Origin of the sequence: Acinetobacter sp. 251-1, assembly GCF_030329305.1 — a bacterium.
GTDB lineage: Bacteria > Pseudomonadota > Gammaproteobacteria > Pseudomonadales > Moraxellaceae > Acinetobacter > Acinetobacter piscicola_A.
Window position 1 is genome coordinate 1 of record NZ_JACANS010000045.1, and the last position, 4,027, is coordinate 4,027.

Sequence of the window (4,027 nt, forward strand, 5' to 3'; positions counted from 1 at the left end):
TCACGAGCAATTGTTGGATGGAAAGTATCGACACGGATGAATACAGATATGGTGCTCGATGCATTGGAGCAAGCATTGCATGATCGAGGCATGCCAAAGAATGTGATTCATCATTCCGACAGAGGTGTGCAATATCTGGCACTGTTGCAAAGTTAGCGATGAGGCAGCCTTTTGTCTTATTCAAAGGCCTTACATTTCAAAAACTCTGCTTACCAGGCGCATTTCGCCCAGGGGATCACCATAATAAAATGCTGAGGCCTGGCCTTTGCGTAGTGCACGCATCACCTCAATACCTTTGATGGTGGCGTAAGCCGTCTTCATGGATTTAAATCCCAGCGTGGCGCCGATTATCCGTTTCAGTTTGCCATGATCGCATTCAATCACGTTGTTCCGGTACTTAATCTGTCGGTGTTCAACGTCAGACGGGCACCGGCCTTCGCGTTTGAGCAGAGCAAGCGCGCGACCATAGGCGGGCGCTTTATCCGTGTTGATGAATCGCGGGATCTGCCACTTCTTCACGTTGTTGAGGATTTTACCCAGAAACCGGTATGCAGCTTTGCTGTTACGACGGGAGGAGAGATAAAAATCGACAGTGCGGCCCCGGCTGTCGACGGCCCGGTACAGATACGCCCAGCGGCCATTGACCTTCACGTAGGTTTCATCCATGTGCCACGGGCAAAGATCGGAAGGGTTACGCCAGTACCAGCGCAGCCGTTTTTCCATTTCAGGCGCATAACGCTGAACCCAGCGGTAAATCGTGGAGTGATCGACATTCACTCCGCGTTCAGCCAGCATCTCCTGCAGCTCACGGTAACTGATGCCGTATTTGCAGTACCAGCGTACGGCCCACAGAATGATGTCACGCTGAAAATGCCGGCCTTTGAATGGGTTCATGTGCAGCTCCATCAGCAAAAGGGGATGATAAGTTTATCACCACCGACTATTTGCAACAGTGCCGATAAAAATATATCATCATGAACAATAAAACTGTCTGCTTACATAAACAGTAATACAAGGGGTGTTATGAGCCATATTCAACGGGAAACGTCTTGCTCGAGGCCGCGATTAAATTCCAACCTGGATGCTGATTTATATGGGTATAGATGGGCTCGCGATAATGTCGGGCAATCAGGTGCGACAATCTATCGATTGTATGGGAAGCCCAATGCGCCAGAGTTGTTTCTGAAACATGGCAAAGGTAGCGTTGCCAATGATGTTACAGATGAGATGGTCAGACTAAACTGGCTGACGGCATTTATGCCTCTTCCGACCATCAAGCATTTTATCCGTACTCCTGATGATGCATGGTTACTCACCACTGCGATCCCCGGGAAAACAGCATTCCAGGTATTAGAAGAATATCCTGATTCAGGTGAAAATATTGTTGATGCGCTGGCAGTGTTCCTGCGCCGGTTGCATTCGATTCCTGTTTGTAATTGTCCTTTTAACAGCGATCGCGTATTTCGTCTCGCTCAGGCGCAATCACGAATGAATAACGGTTTGGTTGATGCTAGTGATTTTGATGACGAGCGTAATGGCTGGCCTGTTGAACAAGTCTGGAAAGAAATGCATAAGCTTTTGCCATTCTCACCGGATTCAGTCGTCACTCATGGTGATTTCTCACTTGATAACCTTATTTTTGACGAGGGGAAATTAATAGGTTGTATTGATGTTGGACGAGTCGGAATCGCAGACCGATACCAGGATCTTGCCATCCTATGGAACTGCCTCGGTGAGTTTTCTCCTTCATTACAGAAACGGCTTTTTCAAAAATATGGTATTGATAATCCTGATATGAATAAATTGCAGTTTCATTTGATGCTCGATGAGTTTTTCTGATAGTTAGTCTTTGTAGAGACACAAACCTGAAATTCCGGACACCGCGCTTCAGGACATCTCCCTGGACGCCGATATCTGGCAGTATCCGGACGGTACTATCGAACGCCGGGCCAACGGTACTACCCTGCCCTTTATGACTGACGACCGGCTATCTCACCCACGCACTTCTCCCTGAAATTTAGCATCGTCGCGGTTAATGTCGAAAATTTGCCACCTGACGTGGTTGGCATCGAGGGTGAAAACTGCCGTGGCGAGGGTGTTCTCCTCATCCGGATCGTCGGCAGCCAGCCGGTATTCACCGGCATCAATTTTCAGATTGATATCGTGCAGCACCTGGGTGGTGCCGAAATGTTTAGCGACCGCGCTAAATTCGGCACTGTTGCAAAGTTAGCGATGAGGCAGCCTTTTGTCTTATTCAAAGGCCTTACGTTTCAAAAACTCTGCTTACCAGGCGCATTTCGCCCAGGGGATCACCATAATAAAATGCTGAGGCCTGGCCTTTGCGTAGTGCACGCATCACCTCAATACCTTTGATGGTGGCGTAAGCCGTCTTCATGGATTTAAATCCCAGCGTGGCGCCGATTATCCGTTTCAGTTTGCCATGATCGCATTCAATCACGTTGTTCCGGTACTTAATCTGTCGGTGTTCAACGTCAGACGGGCACCGGCCTTCGCGTTTGAGCAGAGCAAGCGCGCGACCATAGGCGGGCGCTTTATCCGTGTTGATGAATCGCGGGATCTGCCACTTCTTCACGTTGTTGAGGATTTTACCCAGAAACCGGTATGCAGCTTTGCTGTTACGACGGGAGGAGAGATAAAAATCGACAGTGCGGCCCCGGCTGTCGACGGCCCGGTACAGATACGCCCAGCGGCCATTGACCTTCACGTAGGTTTCATCCATGTGCCACGGGCAAAGATCGGAAGGGTTACGCCAGTACCAGCGCAGCCGTTTTTCCATTTCAGGCGCATAACGCTGAACCCAGCGGTAAATCGTGGAGTGATCGACATTCACTCCGCGTTCAGCCAGCATCTCCTGCAGCTCACGGTAACTGATGCCGTATTTGCAGTACCAGCGTACGGCCCACAGAATGATGTCACGCTGAAAATGCCGGCCTTTGAATGGGTTCATGTGCAGCTCCATCAGCAAAAGGGGATGATAAGTTTATCACCACCGACTATTTGCAACAGTGCCACTAAAACTATTCTTAAGGCATTTTGTGGTTAAAAACTTAAATGCTATAGTGTACAAAACCTCCTTCGGGAGGTTTTTAGTTGTGAGCATTAAATCTGTATGGAATTTTTTAAACCTTAACTTTAAGAGAGCAATACTTTTCTTATTAAATATTCGGTTTAAATAGAATGTATAGAGATTGTAGTTAAGCCTACAGTCGAGGTTATCGTATTTGGTATGGTTACCTTTTTAATCCTGATAAGACAAAAGCTTATGAAAATTATCCAGAATTTATCTTTAATTCTAGCGGCAGTTGCATTGACAGCATGTGCAAATAATCCTGAACAGATGCCTTCTCAACAACCAAATACGATGACTAGCTGTATAACTGATGAAGCAACAAAGCTTGTGGGACAAACTGGTTTATCTGAAGCAGTAATTAAAGCTAAGACTAAAGCTGAAATTGTACGAATGGTTGCGCCAGGTCAACCAGTAACTTTAGATTACCGCTCAAATAGAGTTACGGTAGTCACCGATCCACAAACTAAAATTATCGTTCAAGTTTCCTGCGGCTAATAGCTAAAGACTAAACAAAAACCATCTTCGGATGGTTTTTTATTATTTGGAAAAGAGTAATGTCTCAATTCCTATGCTGTTTATTCGGCCTGCATGGTATGACTGAAATCGATTACATAATTAATGATGGAGGAATCAAGGTTTGTCGGGATTGTTTGAAAGAAGTTGTCCCATTAAGGAAGGCGAGGGTAATCAAGTAGCTCCAGAATACGCTTGAGTCTCGTACTAACTCACCGGACACACCGACTATTGTCATCATGCAGTGTTTGCATGAAGAAGATCGGCAGGGTGACTGCTTGATGGTTATAATGGTGAAGAATGGGAGCACTTATAATTTAGTCACCAGTAAAGCTAGGTGAGGGCAAATGGAAACGCAAGAAACATGGAGCTGAATATCGTCGCCAATGGCGTAAACTACATATTGGTATAGATGCCAAAACC

At 46.5% G+C, this 4,027-nt stretch carries 5 protein-coding genes and 1 pseudogene; 3 read left to right on the forward strand and 3 right to left on the reverse strand.

Going from position 1 to position 4,027, the window contains the following annotated elements; translation table 11 throughout:
* Positions 1–144 (forward strand): annotated as a pseudogene (locus tag HX129_RS17540) (DDE-type integrase/transposase/recombinase); the annotation flags it as partial.
* A gap of 45 nt (positions 145–189) precedes the next feature.
* On the opposite strand, the gene HX129_RS17545 reads toward HX129_RS17540, so the two are convergent.
* Positions 190–894 carry an IS6-like element IS26 family transposase gene (locus HX129_RS17545; RefSeq protein WP_001067855.1) on the reverse strand — a complete coding sequence of 235 codons (705 nt, stop codon included), beginning with the start codon at positions 892–894 and terminating at the stop codon, positions 190–192.
* A 129-nt stretch (positions 895–1,023) separates the two neighbouring features.
* On the opposite strand from HX129_RS17545, the gene aph(3')-Ia reads away from it, so the two are divergent.
* Positions 1,024–1,839: an aminoglycoside O-phosphotransferase APH(3')-Ia gene (gene aph(3')-Ia / locus HX129_RS17550; RefSeq protein ID WP_000018326.1), complete on the forward strand. Its 816-nt coding sequence runs from the start codon at positions 1,024–1,026 to the stop codon at positions 1,837–1,839.
* 153 nt (positions 1,840–1,992) lie between these two features.
* On the opposite strand, the gene HX129_RS17555 is transcribed toward aph(3')-Ia, so the two are convergent.
* Both HX129_RS17555 and HX129_RS17560 read right to left on the reverse strand, forming a co-directional pair.
* Positions 1,993–2,172, reverse strand: a complete 180-nt coding sequence (locus HX129_RS17555; protein ID WP_000902128.1) for a hypothetical protein — start codon at positions 2,170–2,172, stop codon at positions 1,993–1,995.
* A 91-nt stretch (positions 2,173–2,263) separates the two neighbouring features.
* On the reverse strand, positions 2,264–2,968 hold the full coding sequence (locus HX129_RS17560) for an IS6-like element IS26 family transposase (RefSeq protein WP_001067856.1): 705 nt from the start codon (positions 2,966–2,968) through the stop codon (positions 2,264–2,266).
* Positions 2,969–3,283: 315 nt separating this feature from the next.
* Between HX129_RS17560 and HX129_RS17565 the strand changes: the two genes are divergently transcribed.
* The gene (locus tag HX129_RS17565) at positions 3,284–3,586 is read left to right on the forward strand and encodes an I78 family peptidase inhibitor (protein ID WP_127800881.1); all 303 of its coding nucleotides are present in this window, start codon (positions 3,284–3,286) and stop codon (positions 3,584–3,586) included.
* Positions 3,587–4,027: the final 441 nt, after the last annotated feature.